This window comes from Nocardia panacis, from assembly GCF_003598715.1.
Lineage (GTDB): Bacteria > Actinomycetota > Actinomycetes > Mycobacteriales > Mycobacteriaceae > Nocardia > Nocardia panacis.
This window is the reverse complement of the sequence record NZ_QZFU01000023.1, coordinates 140,915-155,713: the sequence shown is the minus strand read 5'-3', so window position 1 is coordinate 155,713 and position 14,799 is coordinate 140,915. Positions and strand designations below refer to the sequence as shown.

The window sequence follows — 14,799 nt, the reverse complement described above, 5'->3', positions numbered from 1 at the left end:
TGGACCTCACCCACGATACGCACAATTCGCATGGCGTTCGAAGGTTTCACGCCCGCAATGCCTTTGGGAGCGCGAATCGAACCGGCGTCAGTACTGTCCCTGCAGGTATCGCACGAGATGTTGGCGTTCGCCGACCAATTCGGAGATGGCGCTCTTGACCACGTCCCCGATGCTGACGATGCCGACGAGTCGGCCCTGCGCGAGCACCGGTAGATGGCGGATGCGATGCTCGGTCATGGTGCGGCGCAGGCCCTCCACCGGATCCTCCGGCGCGCAGGTGTGCACCACCGCGGTCATGATGGATTCGACCGGCAGGTCGAGCAGGTCCGCGCCGCAGGTGTGCAGGCTGCGCACCACATCGCGTTCGGAGACGATGCCCGCGATGCGGTATCCGTCGGGCGAGACGACGACCGCGCCGATATTGTGGTCGGCCAGCGTGGCGAGCAGCGCGCGGACCGAGGTGTGCGGCGCGACGGTGACCACATCGCTGCCCTTGCTGCGCAGAATCTCGGCTATCTGCATTTCTCATCACCTATTCGGGACAGGCCCCCGGCCTATCCAGGATCGCAAATGTCACCGGTTCGTGACCAGCACGAATCCGTTACGGGGCGGAACGGGAGCGCAGGTCGAGATCGCGGGCGAGCAGTGCGATCGCGGCCTGGGAGATCCCGGAGGCGGTGGCCAGGTCGATCCCGGAGAGCTGGGCGATGCGACGCAGCCGGTAGTCGACGGTATTGGGATGGATGTAGAGCTGGCGCGCGGTGAGCTGCCGGTTCATATCGTTGCCCAGGTAGGCGCGCGCGGTGTCGAACAACTCCGGGTGCGCGTCGAGCGGTTCGAGGATGGCTGCCAGGCGACGGGTGGCCGGACCGCCTCGGGTGAGCTGATATTCGACCGCGAGATCGCTCATCTGATACAGACCCGGTGGGCGGCAGCTCGCGCGCACCAACTCCAACAGCTCGTGGGCTTGGTCGGCGGCCTCGGGGACGCGCGCGGCCTCGGCCGTGACCAGGGCGGCGGTGAGCGCAACGCCCGCCTCGCCCGCCAACTCCGTCAACGTCTCGGGGGTGAGCGCGGCGGCGTCCGCGGGGATGAGCAGGGTGCCGCCGCGGGCGCCGAGCAGGTTGAGCGCGCGTCCGTCGAAGAGGCGGGCCAACCCGTCGTGCAGCAGTCGCAGCCGTGCGTGCTCGGCCGAGCCGACATCGCAGAAGCGGCCGTTCTCGCGCGGATGTTCCGCGATGGCCAGTGCGACAACCTGATACGCGGACGCGACGCGGACGCCCGTCTGCCTTGCCAGTGCCGCGCCGCCCCGGCCGCCGAGCAGTGCGGAGGCCAAAGTCTGTGCGGCGGTTTGCTGTTCGCGTGCGGCGAGGCAGTGCGCGTCGAGGTAGGCATCGGCGATGGCGGCGCTGAGCGCGGCCAACAGGTCCAGCGCCAGGACGGTGGCCGGGGACACCGCGTCGGGCAGACCCGCCGCGCGCCGATCGAAGGCGCGCCGCACACCCTCGTGGCAGGCGCGGACCAGGACCGACAGTGCCGTCCCGGCGCGGGCCGCATCGATCGCGGCCGCGCGCAGTTGCGTCAGTTCCGCCGCACCCGGTAGGCGCGCACGGTCGAACAATTCGGCGGCGAGCGCGCGGACGCGGCGCGCCGAATCGTCGAGCGGCGCGGAATTCGGGAATTCGGCGGACAGGTCGAGCGCGGTGTAGGTCATACGCATTCGCTCCAGTGGCACGGCGGGCGTGATACTGCTGCGCCCGAATCGTGCGCCTCACTATACGAAAGCGCGATTCGGCGGGGCAGCGTTCGCCGGGATCCGATGCCGGTCCGCAAGCCGATTGGGGCCGGACTATTCGCTAGTCGTCCAAACCGGCTGATAGGTAGGCGGCGGCGGCGAGCCACTGCCTGCATTGCGGACCGTGCACCTCGTGGGCGCGCAGAATATCGCGCGCTTGACGATAGGTGAGAACCGGCGGTTCGCTGGCGCAGTCGGTAATCGGCAAATCGGGAACCGCGTGCAGCCGTATGGATTCCCCGCCCGCACCGTCGATGACGGCCGAACCGCTGGGAGTGCGAAATGCTTGGCTCATCCGACCGCCCTCGCTGATGCCCGATTCGGCGTGCGCTTCGGCTCGAACTCCCTGCGCACCGCCCCGATTACGGATCCAATCCTATGCGTCTGTCGCTTGCAAATGCAAGTACATTTGCACGAACGACCAGCAGGCGCCGAATTGTCGCCGTAACCGGCCGGTGACCGACTGTCGGTGTGGCGCAGCGCTTTTGCGAAAAAGACCCTACGGTTTGCGAGCCACCCCGCCCCATGCCGCGAGCGGACCCGCGACACCGACCCGCGCCGCATCGATTCGCCATTGATTGATCTGGACGAATCCCGGCTCGACAAGGTCGAGTCCGTCGAATACCGCAAGCAATTCGGCACGCGGGCGCGGGGTGTACGGCGCGCCGCCGGTTTTCGTGTAGTTCTCGCAGAGCGTGACATACGCCGGGTCGTCGGTGGTGCCATCCCAGAAAACGAGGTGACTGCCCGAAGGTGTCGCGTCCAGCACGGTGTGCACGATGCGCCGCAATTCGTCGAAGGTCTCGGCGTGTCCCAGAACGCCCATGAACATGACACCGACCGGTCGGGTCATATTCAGAACATTGCGCGCATCGGCGACGATTCGCTCCGGATGATGGAAATCGGTATCGATATAGGTGGTGACGCCCTCGTCCGTGGTGCGGGTCAGCAGCGCACGCGCGTGGGTGAGCACCAGAGGATCGTTGTCCACGTAGACGATTCGGGCCGCGGGGATGATGGACTGGGCCACCTCGTGGGTGTTCTGCATCGTCGGTAGGCCGGTGCCGATATCGAGGAACTGGTCGATGCCGACCTCGCCCGCGAGATAGCGCACCGCCCTGATGAGGAACTGCCGCGACTGCACGGCCATGGTGGTGATGTCGGGATCGACCGCGATGCCCGCATCGCCTGCGACGCGGTCGATCTCGTAGTGATCCTTGCCGCCCATCCAGTAGTTCCAGATGCGCGCGGAGTGGGGGATATCGGTCCGGATCAGTGGGGCGAATTCGTCGGACATATGTAAGGGCTCCTAGACGATGGCAGTGCTGCGATCCGCCGCGTTCGACCGAATTCCGGCGGGTGTCGCATATGACGGATAGATCCGATCTGCCGTGTGACACTACAAGATTCGGGTCACTCGGTCGGGTGCGAGCGGGGAGCGTGCCCGTGCAACGCGCACCGCGCACCCGCGGCGATTGCCTGCGGCGATAGCGCGCGCGATGTCGCAGTCCGTGCATCGCGGCGCACTCGCGCCCGCACGGATCGCGCCGTGCCCGCGGCCGGTCGCGGCCCGCACGGCGGCGCCGTCGGCGGCGGCGCGGCGGTCCGGACAGCCCCTCCGCCGGTGCCGCCGGACCCGACCGTCGGGTCCGAAAACCCCTGTGCCACAGGGGGTGCTTCGTGCTATGGTCCAGATGTCGGTGCAAATGCAAGAACATCTGAGAGTGCATCTGCAAAACCGACTCGGTAAAGATCTCTCACTGGCGCACATCTAGGAGTGGGATATGTCGGACACAACGGCACCCGTGATCGCAAGTGGTTGGCGGAAGAGTTCGTTCAGCGGATCAATGGGCGGCAACTGCGTCGAGGTCGCGGAGACGACCAACGGCCATGTCGCCGTACGGAATTCGCGCGACCCCGAAGGGGCCGTGCTCTACTACACCCGTCCGGAGATCGACGCGTTTCTACGCGGCGCGAAGGCCGGGGAGTTCGACTATCTGGCTAGCTGAGCGGTAACATAGGCGATCGGTGCGGTGTGTTTCGCGACAGGTGGTTGTGACACACTGTGGGCAACCCCGAGTATCGGAGACGAACTCAATGATCGCTGAACCGGATGACGACGGCCGGGTGCAATCGGCCATCGCGGAACGCGGCCCTACCGTGCTGCGGATCGCGCTGGGCGCACAGTTGCGAAAGCTACGGGAAGAGAGCGGTATCACCCGCGAGGCCGCTGGTGACGCCATCCGTGGCTCGCATGCCAAGATCAGCCGTCTGGAGCTGGGCCGCACCGGTTTCAAGGAACGCGATATTCGCGACCTGCTGACCCTCTACGGCGTGGTCGATCCCGCGGAACGCGAGATGTTCCTCGAGCTCGCCCGCCAGGCCAACGAGCCGGGATGGTGGCACAGATACAGTGATCTGCTGCCATCCTGGTTCGGCACCTACATCGGTTTGGAGCAGGCGGCCACCAAGATTCGCACCTATGAGGCGCATCTGATTCCCGGTCTGCTGCAAACCCCCGAGTACGCACGGTCGGTGCTGTCCCTCGGTTACGAGGATGCCGACAATGATCGTCGCGTCGAGGTGCGTGCCAAACGGCAAGAGATTCTGTATCGCATCGATCCGCCCGTGGTCTGGGCCGTGATCGATGAGGCCGCGCTGCACCGTCATGTCGGCGGTCCCCGCGTCCATCGCGAGCAATTGCAGCACCTGATGAAGCTGGCGGAATTACCGCACGTGACGATTCAAGTCCTGCCCTATTCCGCCGGGGAGCACGCCGCGGCGGGCAGCTCGTTCACGATTCTGCGTTTCGCGGAGTCCGAACTGCCCGATATCGTCTATCTCGAACATCTCACCAGCGCACTGTATTTGGATCGGCGGCAGGATCTGGCGCTGTACCTGTCGGTCATGGACCGGCTCAGCGTGCAGTCCGAGCGACCGGATCGCTCACTGGAGATCCTGGCCGAGTACGCCGACCGGCTCTGAAGCCAAGACGAGTCGGGCCGCGCAGCAGATCCGCTGCGCGGCCCGACTCGTCCTCGGCTGCGGATTCGGCGAATCCGCAGCCGCCATCGGCGAATCGCTATTGACGAATGCAGCCTGCGGCGATACGCCAGAAGGTGGCGGGCTGGAGGATTTGGATATCCCAGTCGTCCACGAAGGCGTGTGCCGTGCTGACAATCCGGTCGATGTCGAAGTCGTGCCGGGTGGCCGCACCCGTGGATTCGACGGCATCGATGACGAAGGCGACTGCGGAGTCCCGATCGTGGACGGCGGTCCGGTGATCGCCTCGAGTAGTAGACGGTGTGCTCATATTTCTACCGTTCACTGGATAGTCGGCCAGTGCGGCCTCGGCGAATCCGACCCGGCCGCCGGGAAGTGGTTGTTCCATGCGAACGCCCCTGATGTCTGGCGGTAGCAAACCCATGGCGACAAAGGCCATTGGTTCGCCAGCGCGGCTTCCCCTGGTTGTCCCCTGTATAGCTCTGCGCGTTGAGTTTAGGTCGGAGCACCTTTCATTTGCAAGTACATCTGCACGGGCGATTGTCTTCGCGCAGCGGATAATTCGCGTTCACCGAAAAAATGGGATCGCGATTCCGACTGGACGGTTTATTAATTGCCCGACGAGCTGGGACGATGCGTCGATCGGCCCGCGGGGGGCGGATTCGCAAGGACCAGTCGGCATCTTTCCCGCTGCGCCGCCGGGTTTTTCGGTGACATGATCGTTACCTTCGGGTGTGTCGCGAAAGGGTAAGTACGCCAAGCTAACTCGAACAAACTCAGCCTGTATGGCGAACCTGTGGCTAACGATACTACGGGCAGAGCATCTTTCGGGCGACATCCCGGACAACCGGGGTGTTGAGGGTTGAGTTCCAGTGTGGCAGCGCTGGTTTGGGTCGCCGGTACGGATCCGCGAACGCTGCGGCAACCTTCGCCGAGTGGATGCTGTGGGCGGACGACCTCGATCATCGAAAATCGTGTTACCGATCGGCGTGTCGCGCACCGGCGAGCGGAGGCGCGATCGTCGCGGCCGAGTCGTGATCTGGAAGAGCGTCCTCCGCAGGGGTTTTCGTCCCATACCGGGAAGAGCGACCCGGAGAACGTGTTCCTTTCCCGGCTCGGGATTGACGTCCGGGTTGCCGAATGTCCGATTCGATGTGAAAGCCTCACATCGAATATTCGCATTCGTCGAAAAGGGAACGATCCGTCCACCGTCGATCGCGTCGCGTCGAATCGACAGCGGGTCGCCAAGGTTCGCGATATCCGCACCCGGCGGTTCGGCGCAGGCTTACGGGTCGACAACCGAATGATTGCGATGTGGCCGCGTCCGGCCTGACATTTCCCGCCAACACATAGCCTGATCTTCTGGCCCCGGTGCGAGCGGGGGCATTTCGAGGGAAGAAGGCCGCATCGCTCCGGGGGCCAGGCGAACCCGACACCGCCACCAAGAGAGCAGATCGCCATGAGATGCCTTCTCGCCATCACGGCTGCCCTGACCCTGCTCGTCGCCGCACCCGCCGCGGCCGAACCCGAACCGCCGCCGATCGCGCCGCCGCAGTTCACCCTGCCCGGCCTCCCGGATCTGATAGATCAGCTCATCCCGCCGCCACCCATCCCGCCCCTCGGACCGCGACCCCCGGCGGGATCGGCCGGACTGCCACCAGAATTGGCCGCACTGCGCGCGGCGACCCTGCCGATGGATGTGGGCGATCCGATCTTCGACGAATGGCCCGACGACCTGGCCGCGCACGCGCCGGGGGAGATCCTCGCCGTCCGCGATATCACCGCGTCCGCCGCGCCGCTGGTCCTCGTGCCCATCGCGGCGGCGACGCTGCTGAAGTTCCGCAGCACCGACGCGCACGGCGCGCCATCCTTCGGCACCGCGACACTGGTCGTCCCCGCCACCCCGTGGTCGGGTCCCGGCGGCCGTCCGGTGGTGGTGAACAATCTGCCGATCGACGCGCTCGGCCGCGCCTGCGATCCGAGCTACACGCTGGCGCACGGGTTTTCCCTCGTCTCCAGCAATTTCACCGATTTCGTTCCGCCCACCACCCAACTGGCCGCCCTGCGCGGCTACGCGGTGCTCATCCCGGATCACGAGGGTCCGTGGATGGCTTACGCCGAGCCGATCGTGGCCGGACATATCGTGCTCGACGCGATTCGCGCGGTGCGCGAGCTGCGGTCGGACGAGTTCGGTGCGAGCGGTTTCGCGATGACGGGCTATTCGGGCGGCGCCATCGCCACCCACGGCGCGGTGAAGCTGATCGAGGGGTACGCCCCGGAGTTGGCCGGGTCGATCGTCGGCGCGGCGCTGGGCGGGGTGCCCGCCGACTTCGAGCTGCTGGCCCGCAGCATGAACGCCAACCTGGCCTCGGGGGTGTTCATGGGGGCGGTCTTCGGGATCGGCCGGGAGCGCCCGGAAATATTGGCGCATATGAACAATCTGGCGCAGTGGGTGACCAGTTCGCCGCTCAAGGACACCTGCGCCGGGGTGTTCGCGCTGCCCGGCGTGCTCATGCTGCCCATAGATATCGGCGCGGATATCCCGGACCCGCTGCATTCGCCGCTGGCCGCCGACATCTACGCGGTGACCAGGATGGCGGGCCTGAAATCGGCTGTGCCGCTCTATATCTACAACGGTGAGCAGGAGTTCTGGATACCCGCCGCGGGCGCCCGCGAGCTGTACGCGCAGCAGTGCGCGCTCGGGGTCCCCTCGGTCTATCGGAGCGTCTTCGGTGAGCATGTGCTCGCGGCGGCGCTCGGCTATCCGGGGGCGATCGGGTGGCTCGACGCGCGGCTGCGCGGCGAGCCCGCACCGAACGAATGCTGACCGGACGCCGAAAAGCTTGGGGCGAAGGGCCATTCGGCCATAGAAACAATGCATGTCCACATGGCAGACTCGGGTTATGCGGCCCTTCGAGGTACGACATCGCGAGGATATCCCCGGCTTCGAGGTAGACGATCCACCGTTGGACGGTGGTCCCACGGTGCTGCGCATGGTGGTCGGAGCCCGGCTGCGGCGGTTGCGGGAAGGCTGCGGGATCTCCAGGGAGGACGCGGGCGACGCCATCCGTGGTTCGCATTCCAAGATCAGCCGACTCGAACTCGGGCGGGTCGGTTTGCGCTCGCGCGATCTCGACGATCTGCTGACGCTCTACGGGGTCACCGATCCGGCCGAGCGCGCGGAATTCGCGGCGCTGGCCAAGGCGGGCAATGCCTCCGGGTGGTGGCATCGCGAGAACGATTGGCTGCCCAAGTGGTTCGACATGTATCTGGGGTTGGAGCAAGGCGCGCAGCTCATTCGCTGCTACGAGCCGCGCGCGGTGCCCGAGCTGCTCCAGACCGCCGACTACGCCCGCGCGCTGCTCACGCTGGCCCATCCGGACGAGTCGCCGCGCGCGATCGATCGGCGGGTGCGGTTGCGGGTGCGCCGCCAGCACATTCTGCGCAGGCCCAAGCCGCCGCAACTGTGGGCCATCGTCGACGAGGCCGCCCTGCGCAGACAGGTCGGCGGCACCATGGTGTGGCGCGCGCAGTTGGAATATCTGCTCGAGGCGATCGAGCAATCCAATGTCACCGTGCAGGTGCTCGCCGATCACGTCGCCGGGCCGACGATGGCCGACGGCGCGTTCTCCATGTTGCGCTTCGCCGAGCCCGACCTGCCCGACATCGTGTATCTGCAGCAGCTCACCGGCGCGCTGTATCTGGACAAGCGCGCCGATCTGGACGCGTATCGCACCGTGGTCAACAAGCTCTCGGTGCATGCCGCGCAGCCGGAGTACACCGCGGGGCTGTTGCGTGCGCTCACCGAACGACACCAGCCGATTCTGGACCGCCCGTCCGAATCGGAGTGACGCACGTTCGTTTCGGAACCGAGCGGCCTTCCCGAGACCACTTGACGACTTCCCGGTGACAGTGCGGCGGTTTTCGCCGCCGCCCGACTATTCCCTGTGATAAGAGTGATCCGAGTCTCGACTAGATAATGTCTCACTGAGACAATAGGTGGTAAGCTGCGGATATGGGTACCGACGACGAAGTCGACCTGGACGGACGCAGGCTGCGCACGCTGCGCAGTCGAGAAGCCCTGTCGCGCGCGGCCTTCGAGCTGCTCGCCGAACGCGGGCTCGACGCCGTCGGCGTGGAGGAGATCGCCCTGCGCGCCGGAGTCACCCGCCGCACCTTCAGCAGGCACTTCGCCTCCATCGAGGCCGCCGTCCTCGGCGATATCGACCAGGACGTGCACCTGTTCAACGAATTCCTGCGCGAACGTCCGCCCTACGAATCCCCGCTGACCGCGTACCGCACCGCCGTGCACCACTGGTTGGGCACGGCGTTCGCCGGTCCCGGCGATCCGAAACTGGTCCGCCGCTGGGAACTGTTCCAGCGGCTGTCCGAGGAACCGGCGCTCTTCGCCGCCTACCACCGCATCCGCCTCGAGGCCGAGGCCGAATCCCGCCGCATCCTGGCCGCCCGCCTGGCGGTCGACCCGGTGCTGGACCACCGCCCGGCGACCGTCGTCGCGGTCGGTTCGGCCCTGCTCGTCGCCGCATTGCAGACCTGGGCCGCGGGCGATGATCCGACCACGCTGCCCGCCCACATCGCGGGCTATTTCGACACCTTGGCGCAGTTGGCGGCCGAATCCCAATGCGAGGAGGCACGATCATGACCGATCACTCGGCGAGCGTCCTGCGCCGCACCTGCCGCAGGGCGGGATTCGATCGAAATCCGATGCGCCGCAGGGAAGATCGCGTGCAGTCGACCTGTGGGATCGTGCTGACGCTCGCCTTCCTGATCGGGGCGACGCTGCTCGTATTCCTCGTCGGCGGCAGCGTCTACGCGGCCGAGAACCGAGCGGTCCAAGCCGAGACCGCCAAACTGCACCAGGTCAGCGCCCTGGTCATCGAGGCGGGCAAGGCCCCGCTCTACTCACCCATCACCCCGACCAGGGTGGCATGGCGCGCCCCCGACGGCACCGAGCGCACCGCCGACTACTCGTCCACCAAGATCGTCAAACCCGGTGCGACCCTGACCATTTGGCTCAACGAATCCGGAAACCCGGTCGCCCCGCCCGCCGAGTCGCGCGCCGCGAGCAAAGCCGTCCTGCTCACCTCGGGCGCGGTCCTCGGCGTCCTCACCGTCTGCGTCGCAGGCTATCTCGGCCTGCGCTACGCCCTGGACCGCAGGCGACTGCGGCAGTGGGAGACGGAATGGGTCACCGCCGACCTGCTCTGGGGCAACCGAGGCTGAGACCGCCCGACCGACTGTCAGCGGGTGAAGTGGTGGGTGGTGCCCGCAGCCCAGCCGGGGTCGCCGTGCCGGATGAAATCGATCCAGTGCCCGCGCACCTCGGCGACCAGTGCCGGTGGTCGCCCGCCCCCGAGCATGGGCGCGGCGGCCCAAGCGGTGTCCGTGCCCAGTACGAAGGGCAGTTCGAGGCAGTGGCAGGCGCGCCACGGCGAACCGGAGGGATACCAGTCGAAGCTGTATCGCCACGGTGCCGGGTAGAGCGAGCGTGCCAGGCGGGTCATCGGCTGGTCGAAGTACGGTTTCGATGCCTGCGGCGTCGTCGGGGATGAAAGCGGCGGCTTCGTGCGCGGTCGTGCCCATCATGATGGGAATCCCATGCGCGGCGACCGGGTTCAGCAGATCCGCCGCGACCAGTCCCTCGGCGGCGACCAGGTGGAACGGCGGCTCGATACCGGGGAAGCGGCTCGCGACGGATTGCTGTGCCGCGAGCAGGTTCGCGACCGGCGCGGTGCGGATCCGCTCGAGATCATCGGGATCGATCCGCGACTCTTCCCACAGGATTCGGCCCTTCTCGGCCGCGTCCGACGGCTGCCGCACCGCCATGCCCAGCGGCGGACTTTGCAGGATGGCCCTGGCGAAGAGTCCACGATCGCGGTCGGTGGACAGCATGGCGAGCAGGGAATACGCGCCGCCGGATTGTCCCGCGGCGGTGATCTCGGTCGGGTCGCCTCCGAATGCGGCGATATTCTCGCGGACCCAGGCGAGGGCCGCGATTTGGTCGAGCAGGCCCATATTGCCGTCGCTGATCCCCGGCGATGCCAGGTAGCCGAGCGCGCCGAGGCGATAGTTCACCGTGACCACGACAATGTCGCCGAGAGCGGCGAGTTCGCCGCCGTCGTACCAGTCGAGTCGACCGGATCCGGTGGTGAATCCACCACCGTGCAGGAATACCAGGACCGGGTGCCCGGCGCCGGGTGGCGCCCAGATGTTCAGTGACAGGCAGTCTTCCGCCTGCGGCAGGTCGAAGGAACCCATGACCGTCAGCCTGCTCGCGGGCTGCGGTGCGATCGGTCCGAACTCGGTCCCGTCGAAGACGCCGGTCCAGGGTGCGGCCGCGGTCGGCGCCAGCCATCGCGGTGCGGCCGCGTAGGGGATGCCCCGGAATACCGAGACAGGTCCCTCGACTCGTCCGCGAACCCGGCCTGCCGCGGTTTCGACGATCACGCGACGAACCGCAGCGCGGTGCCGTAGGCATCGCGGGCGGAGACCAGGAACCCGCCGTCGGTCGAACGTGTCGGCGTCCCACTCTTTTCCACGATCGCGCGAGCGTGTTCGACCTCGGCGACCCGGATGGTGGTCGCCGCCAGATAGGTCGTCGCGGGAACCGGTTCGGCGGGCAGCGCAAGGGTGGCGTCGGATCGACGAACGAACTCCATCCGAATGTCCTTGCGCGCCACCACCGTGCGCGGTCCGTTGGCGAGCGGTGCGGTGTCGAGGATCCGGCCGTACCGGTCGACGACGGAGTCGAAGTCGGCGTCGTCGATCACCGCCGTCACGCCAGTGAGGCCCAGGGCGCCGTTGGCATGGTCGAGGTAGCGCGGCTGATGGACCAGTTCGCGGGTGAGGTGCTGGGCGAAGCCGAGCAGCCCTTCGGGCGTGGTGCGCGGGTCGACGTGCATCGCCTTGGCGCGCATGGTCGCGGCACCGTCCTCGGTGTCGACCTCGCGTTCCAGACCGAGCACACCGGATACGGCGACCCCGGCGGCGGCGAGACGTTCGCGCAGGGCCTCGGGCGCGTCGGTGTCGAAGTTGATGATCTGCAAGCCGTCGCGCAGCGGTTTGACCTGCCACTGATCCGGCGCGGATTCGTCGACGATGCCGAGCAATTCGAGATAGGAGCCGCCGAACAGCACGCACTGATTGGCGGTGCAACTCGGGGTCGGCCGCGCACCGGGCCGCGCGGCCAGCATGTGGCGTGAGCGCGGGCTCAGGGTGAAGCCGAGTGATTCGTACTTGGCCGCCATGCCGTCGAGGTCGCGGCTCAGCAGGCCGATGTGATGGAAGGAGGTGATCTCTGCGCTCATGGCTGCGAGCCTGCTGGGCCGGGGTTCCCGAGTCCGCCCATCGACGACGCGACGCCGGAATCCGACACCCGCCTAGGCTGTTGCGATGGATTCAGCCATCGACGACCTCGACCTGCGCCTGCTGCACGCGTTGCAGATCGACGGTCGGGCGGCGTTCGCGCGTATCGCCGAGGTTCTCGGCGTCTCCGACCGCACCGTAGCCCGCCGGTACGGCAGGTTGCGCGCCACCGGAATGGTCCGCGTGACCGGTGTCGCCGACGGTGACCGAACCGCGGCATGGATTGTGCGAATCCGGGTGCGCCCCACCGCGACGCCGGGACTGGCCCGCTCGTTGAGCACCCGGACCGACACCGCGTGGGTGACGGTATTCTCCGGTGGCACCGAGATCGGATGTCTGTTCCGGATCCCGGACGAGGGACCTGTCCCGTTGGCCGCGCTCGCCCGCAACCCACAGGTGCTGGACCTGTCGGCGCATCGGCTGCTGCGACCGCTCACGGACCGCCGCTGGCACGCGCGAACCTCCGCGCTCACACCCGCCCAGATCGCGGCCCTGCGCTCGAATCCCGCTCCGGCCGAGTCGATTCCGGCTGCGTCGATGGTCTCCGAGATCGGGCCGACCGGTCCATCGGCCGGGCCGATGCCCAGCAGCGACCTGGATCGCAAGCTGCTGCCCGCCCTCGCCGCCGACGGTCGGGCCGCGTACCCGGATTTGGCGCGGCGGACCGGATGGTCCGAATCCGCGGTTCGCCGCCGCGTCGACGAATTGCGTCGCGCCGGAAAACTCCGCTTCGACGTCGAGGTCGATCCGACGGCGCTCGGCCACCCGGTCTCGTGCGTACTCTGGCTCACCGTCGCACCCGGCCGACTGACGACGGTCGCGCAAAGCCTCGCCGCCGACCCGCAGACCGCGTTCCTCGCTGCGATCACCGGCCCGCACAACCTTTTCGCCGTCACGGTATTCCGCGACACCGTCGCGCTCTACGACTACCTCGCCACCCGCCTCGGCGGACTCGACGGCGTCCGGGCTGTGGAATCCGCGCCGGTCGTCTCCTACACCAAACGCGACGCGCCCGCCCTGCCGTGAAAGGGCGACTACACCGGCATGAGGCTGTGCTTGCGCGGATTGGCCTTGTGGGTCTGCTTGTCCCGCAGCAGCCGCAATGCCCGACGAATCTCGAGACGAGTCTGGGCGGGTTCGATGACGGCGTCGATATAGCCGCGTTCGGCGGCGATCCACGGGGTGGCCATGGTGGCGTTGTAGAAGTCGATCATCTGTTGGCGCACCGTTTCGCGCTGCTCGGGCGCGGTGTTGTCCAACTGTCGGCGGCCGATCACACCGACCATGCTCTCCGCACCCATCACGGCGATCCGCGCCGTCGGCCAGGCCAGGCTGATATCCGCGCCGAGCTGCTTGCAGCCCATCACCGCGTAGCCGCCGCCGTACGCCTTGCGGGTGACGATCGTGATGATCGGCACCGTCGCCTCGATCACGGCACGGAAGAAGCGGCCACCGCGTTTGATCACACCCGCCCGCTCCTCGGCCACGCCCGGCAGCACACCGGGGGTGTCGACGACGAAGATGACCGGCAGTCCGAACGCGTCGCAGAGCCGGATGAAATGGGTGGCCTTGTCCGAGGCCAGCGAGTCCAGCGCGCCGCCGAGCACCTGTGGCTGATTGGCCACCACGCCGACGCTGCGGCCGTCGACCCTGGCGAAGCCGGTGAGCAGATTGCCCGCCGTCTCGGGGGACAGTTCGTGGAAGGCGCCGTCGTCGAAGATGCGCAGCAGGACCTCGCGCATGTCGTAGCCGACCTTGTCCGAATCCGGGATGAGCGTGTTGAGCTCCAGATCGTGCGCGGTCGGCTCGGGTTCCAGACCGGGATTGACCACCGGCGGCTGCTCGAGGCAGCTCGACGGCAGGTAGCTCAGGTATTCGCGGACCCAGTCGAAGGCGCCCTGCTCGTCCTCGGCCACGTAGTGCACGGTGCCGTTGGCGGTCTGCACGGCCGCGCCGCCGAGATCGTCGGCGGAGACCACCTCGCCGGTCACCCCGCGGATGACCTCCGGTCCGGTGACGAACATGTAGCTCTTCTTGGTGGCGACCAGCACATCCATATTCACCGGCCCGTACACCGAACCGGCCGCGCATTTGCCGAACATGATGGCGACCTGCGGGACGAAGCCCGACAGATCCTCCTGGCGGCGGCACATGAGCGCGTACCAGGCCAGCGAGGTCACCGCGTCCTGGATGCGGGCGCCGCCGGAGTCGTTGATGGCCACCACCGGGCAGGCGTTCTGCTGGGCGAACTGCATGGCGGCGGCGACCTTGCGGCCGAACATCTCGCCGACCGAGCCGCCGTGCACGGTCTGGTCGTGCGCGATGACCACCACGGGCCTGCCCTCGACGGTGCCGCGTCCGGTGACCACACCGTCGCCGTACATGCCGTCGCCACCGGAGCCGGGCTGGCGCACCAGGGCGCCCATCTCCACGAAGCTGCCCTTGTCCAGCAGCATGCGCACCCGCTCCCGAGCGCTGGGAATGCCCTTGGCCTTGCGTTTCGCGATGCCGGTCTCGCCGGCGGGTTCTTCGGCGAGCTCCAGGAGGTCCCGCAGATGGTCCAGCTTTTCTCGCGTACCGCTCATAACGTGTGGTTCTAGCCCTTCGAACATGCG

General features: G+C 67.3%; 15 protein-coding genes and 1 pseudogene. 7 read left to right on the top strand and 9 right to left on the bottom strand.

The window, feature by feature from the left end; genetic code table 11:
• Positions 1–87: 87 nt before the first annotated feature.
• From D5S18_RS19690 to D5S18_RS19675, 4 genes are all read right to left on the bottom strand, one after another.
• Positions 88–522 (bottom strand): CBS domain-containing protein, encoded by a 435-nt coding sequence (locus D5S18_RS19690; RefSeq protein ID WP_120042524.1) that lies wholly within the window; start codon positions 520–522, stop codon positions 88–90.
• 79 nt (positions 523–601) lie between these two features.
• The gene (locus D5S18_RS19685) at positions 602–1,714 is read right to left on the bottom strand and encodes a PucR family transcriptional regulator (protein WP_120042523.1); all 1,113 of its coding nucleotides are present in this window, start codon (positions 1,712–1,714) and stop codon (positions 602–604) included.
• A gap of 142 nt (positions 1,715–1,856) precedes the next feature.
• Positions 1,857–2,090 (bottom strand): hypothetical protein, encoded by a 234-nt coding sequence (locus D5S18_RS19680; RefSeq protein ID WP_120042522.1) that lies wholly within the window; start codon positions 2,088–2,090, stop codon positions 1,857–1,859.
• Positions 2,091–2,294: 204 nt separating this feature from the next.
• Positions 2,295–3,092 carry an SAM-dependent methyltransferase gene (locus D5S18_RS19675; protein ID WP_120042521.1) on the bottom strand — a complete coding sequence of 266 codons (798 nt, stop codon included), beginning with the start codon at positions 3,090–3,092 and terminating at the stop codon, positions 2,295–2,297.
• A gap of 487 nt (positions 3,093–3,579) precedes the next feature.
• On the opposite strand from D5S18_RS19675, the gene D5S18_RS19670 reads away from it, so the two are divergent.
• Both D5S18_RS19670 and D5S18_RS19665 read left to right on the top strand, forming a co-directional pair.
• Complete coding sequence (locus D5S18_RS19670) at positions 3,580–3,804, top strand: DUF397 domain-containing protein (RefSeq protein WP_120042520.1); 225 nt, start codon at positions 3,580–3,582, stop codon at positions 3,802–3,804.
• An 88-nt stretch (positions 3,805–3,892) separates the two neighbouring features.
• Positions 3,893–4,780: a Sco1979 family transcriptional regulator gene (locus D5S18_RS19665; RefSeq protein ID WP_120042519.1), complete on the top strand. Its 888-nt coding sequence runs from the start codon at positions 3,893–3,895 to the stop codon at positions 4,778–4,780.
• Between the two features lie 97 nt (positions 4,781–4,877).
• Here the strand turns inward: D5S18_RS19665 and D5S18_RS19660 are convergent, their stop codons facing one another.
• Positions 4,878–5,186 carry a hypothetical protein gene (locus tag D5S18_RS19660; protein ID WP_120042518.1) on the bottom strand — a complete coding sequence of 103 codons (309 nt, stop codon included), beginning with the start codon at positions 5,184–5,186 and terminating at the stop codon, positions 4,878–4,880.
• A gap of 1,071 nt (positions 5,187–6,257) precedes the next feature.
• Here D5S18_RS19660 and D5S18_RS19655 point away from each other — a divergent pair.
• The 4 genes from D5S18_RS19655 (at position 6,258) to D5S18_RS35810 (ending at position 10,042) form a co-directional block, all read left to right on the top strand.
• Positions 6,258–7,625 (top strand): lipase family protein, encoded by a 1,368-nt coding sequence (locus D5S18_RS19655; RefSeq protein ID WP_120042517.1) that lies wholly within the window; start codon positions 6,258–6,260, stop codon positions 7,623–7,625.
• 52 nt (positions 7,626–7,677) lie between these two features.
• The gene (locus tag D5S18_RS19650; protein ID WP_500797139.1) at positions 7,678–8,649 is read left to right on the top strand and encodes a Sco1979 family transcriptional regulator; all 972 of its coding nucleotides are present in this window, start codon (positions 7,678–7,680) and stop codon (positions 8,647–8,649) included.
• 164 nt (positions 8,650–8,813) lie between these two features.
• Complete coding sequence (locus tag D5S18_RS19645; RefSeq protein ID WP_120042516.1) at positions 8,814–9,461, top strand: TetR/AcrR family transcriptional regulator; 648 nt, start codon at positions 8,814–8,816, stop codon at positions 9,459–9,461.
• A complete protein-coding gene (locus D5S18_RS35810; RefSeq protein WP_239003883.1) occupies positions 9,458–10,042 on the top strand; it encodes an Rv1733c family protein in 585 nt (194 codons plus the stop codon). Before D5S18_RS19645 ends, D5S18_RS35810 begins: the two co-directional genes overlap by 4 nt.
• Positions 10,043–10,059: 17 nt before the next feature.
• On the opposite strand, the gene D5S18_RS35805 is transcribed toward D5S18_RS35810, so the two are convergent.
• The 3 genes and pseudogenes from D5S18_RS35805 to D5S18_RS19635 all read right to left on the bottom strand — a co-directional run bounded on the left by D5S18_RS35805 (position 10,060) and on the right by D5S18_RS19635 (position 12,126).
• Positions 10,060–10,323, bottom strand: a complete 264-nt coding sequence (locus D5S18_RS35805) for a hypothetical protein (RefSeq protein ID WP_239003882.1) — start codon at positions 10,321–10,323, stop codon at positions 10,060–10,062.
• A 91-nt stretch (positions 10,324–10,414) separates the two neighbouring features.
• Positions 10,415–11,266, bottom strand: a pseudogene (locus D5S18_RS36400) (carboxylesterase family protein); the annotation flags it as partial.
• Positions 11,263–12,126, bottom strand: coding sequence for a VOC family protein (locus tag D5S18_RS19635; protein WP_120042514.1), 864 nt, complete (start codon positions 12,124–12,126; stop codon positions 11,263–11,265). The pseudogene D5S18_RS36400 and the gene D5S18_RS19635, both read right to left, overlap by 4 nt.
• A gap of 85 nt (positions 12,127–12,211) precedes the next feature.
• Between D5S18_RS19635 and D5S18_RS19630 the strand changes: the two genes are divergently transcribed.
• On the top strand, positions 12,212–13,210 hold the full coding sequence (locus tag D5S18_RS19630; protein ID WP_120042513.1) for an Lrp/AsnC family transcriptional regulator: 999 nt from the start codon (positions 12,212–12,214) through the stop codon (positions 13,208–13,210).
• Positions 13,211–13,218: 8 nt separating this feature from the next.
• On the opposite strand, the gene D5S18_RS19625 is transcribed toward D5S18_RS19630, so the two are convergent.
• Positions 13,219–14,769 (bottom strand): acyl-CoA carboxylase subunit beta, encoded by a 1,551-nt coding sequence (locus tag D5S18_RS19625; protein ID WP_120042512.1) that lies wholly within the window; start codon positions 14,767–14,769, stop codon positions 13,219–13,221.
• Between the last annotated feature and the right edge of the window lie 30 nt (positions 14,770–14,799).

Bases quoted from the DNA above. Each gene is read 5' to 3' on its own strand.
- D5S18_RS19690 (WP_120042524.1), bottom strand. From the start codon at position 522: ATGCAGATAGCCGAGATTCTGCGCAGCAAGGGCAGCGATGTGGTCACC.
- D5S18_RS19685 (WP_120042523.1), bottom strand. From the start codon at position 1,714: ATGACCTACACCGCGCTCGACCTGTCCGCCGAATTCCCGAATTCCGCG.
- D5S18_RS19680 (WP_120042522.1), bottom strand. From the start codon at position 2,090: ATGAGCCAAGCATTTCGCACTCCCAGCGGTTCGGCCGTCATCGACGGT.
- D5S18_RS19675 (WP_120042521.1), bottom strand. From the start codon at position 3,092: ATGTCCGACGAATTCGCCCCACTGATCCGGACCGATATCCCCCACTCC.
- D5S18_RS19670 (WP_120042520.1), top strand. From the start codon at position 3,580: ATGTCGGACACAACGGCACCCGTGATCGCAAGTGGTTGGCGGAAGAGT.
- D5S18_RS19665 (WP_120042519.1), top strand. From the start codon at position 3,893: ATGATCGCTGAACCGGATGACGACGGCCGGGTGCAATCGGCCATCGCG.
- D5S18_RS19660 (WP_120042518.1), bottom strand. From the start codon at position 5,186: ATGGAACAACCACTTCCCGGCGGCCGGGTCGGATTCGCCGAGGCCGCA.
- D5S18_RS19655 (WP_120042517.1), top strand. From the start codon at position 6,258: ATGAGATGCCTTCTCGCCATCACGGCTGCCCTGACCCTGCTCGTCGCC.
- D5S18_RS19650 (WP_500797139.1), top strand. From the start codon at position 7,678: ATGTCCACATGGCAGACTCGGGTTATGCGGCCCTTCGAGGTACGACAT.
- D5S18_RS19645 (WP_120042516.1), top strand. From the start codon at position 8,814: ATGGGTACCGACGACGAAGTCGACCTGGACGGACGCAGGCTGCGCACG.
- D5S18_RS35810 (WP_239003883.1), top strand. From the start codon at position 9,458: ATGACCGATCACTCGGCGAGCGTCCTGCGCCGCACCTGCCGCAGGGCG.
- D5S18_RS35805 (WP_239003882.1), bottom strand. From the start codon at position 10,323: ATGACCCGCCTGGCACGCTCGCTCTACCCGGCACCGTGGCGATACAGC.
- D5S18_RS19635 (WP_120042514.1), bottom strand. From the start codon at position 12,126: ATGAGCGCAGAGATCACCTCCTTCCATCACATCGGCCTGCTGAGCCGC.
- D5S18_RS19630 (WP_120042513.1), top strand. From the start codon at position 12,212: ATGGATTCAGCCATCGACGACCTCGACCTGCGCCTGCTGCACGCGTTG.
- D5S18_RS19625 (WP_120042512.1), bottom strand. From the start codon at position 14,769: ATGAGCGGTACGCGAGAAAAGCTGGACCATCTGCGGGACCTCCTGGAG.